The following is a 930-nucleotide window of genomic DNA, read 5'->3' as shown; positions in this document are numbered from 1 at the left end:
CAGGCCTTCAAGCTCTATACCCAGGTTGCGATCCTGACCCAGGGCGGCCCGAGGAGCAGCACCGAAACAGTCGTGCACTACATGGTGCGCACCGGTTTCGAAGAACAGAAGCTTGGTTATGCCTCGGCCGTCTCGGTCATTCTCTTCCTCATCGTTCTCGTCATCGCGCTCGTTCAGCGCCAGCTCCTGAGGCGTTTCGATGTCTGATCTCGCCATCCCCACACTGCAGACCGAGGCACAGCGCGAGCGCTCCGCGATCGGTTCGCTGCGCCTTTTGCAGACAGCCTGCATCCTCGTCATTGCGTTGGTGATCGTGTCGCCGCTGTTCATGCTGCTGATCGCCAGCGTGAAGGACGACCGCTTCCAGATTCTGGCCGATATGGGCAGTTTCCGCGCCTTCTGGGTATCCAACCCGACGCTCTCGAACTTCGCCGAGGTGAGCAACCTCTCCGGCGAGCTCGCCTTTGGCCGCTACCTTCTTAACTCGCTGTTCATTCTTGGCTGCACAGTGGGAGCCGGTCTGATCGTCAACTCGATGGCCGGCTTCGTGCTCGCCTGGGGTACGTTGCGCGGCCGCGCCCTGGTCCTGTCGCTGGTCATCGCCCTCTACGTGATTCCCCAGGAAAGCATCATCATGCCGCTCGTCATCATGGTGTCGCGTGCCGGGATGACCGACACTTTCGCGGTGCAGATCGTGCCTTGGGTCGCCAGCCCGCTTTATATCTTCCTGTTCTACCAGTTCTTCGCCCAGCTTCCGAAGGAGCTCTTCGAAGCAGCCGAGATGGACGGTGCTTCGGTGTTTCGAATCTATCGTTCGATCTTCCTGCCGCTCAGTCTGCCGGCCCTCGCCACCGTCTCAATTCTAATGGGGATCGAGAGCTGGAACCAGTATCTCTGGCCGATCCTGGTGACGCAGACCGACTATGCCCG

Annotated in this window: 2 protein-coding genes; both read left to right on the top strand. The window is 60.1% G+C overall.

The features are described 5' to 3' along the window. A partial coding sequence (locus QN224_RS33525) for a carbohydrate ABC transporter permease (protein WP_369292634.1) occupies window positions 1–207 on the top strand: 207 nt, incomplete at its 5' end. Then, window positions 200–930: carbohydrate ABC transporter permease (locus QN224_RS33520; protein WP_283980171.1), on the top strand; the 731-nt coding region annotated here is incomplete at its 3' end. The genes QN224_RS33525 and QN224_RS33520, both read left to right, overlap by 8 nt.

Source organism: Sinorhizobium sp. 7-81, assembly GCF_030124405.1.
Taxonomy (GTDB): Bacteria; Pseudomonadota; Alphaproteobacteria; order Rhizobiales; family Rhizobiaceae; genus Sinorhizobium; species Sinorhizobium psoraleae.
The sequence above is the reverse complement of the archived record's forward strand: the minus strand, read 5'-3'. Positions and strand labels throughout refer to the sequence as shown.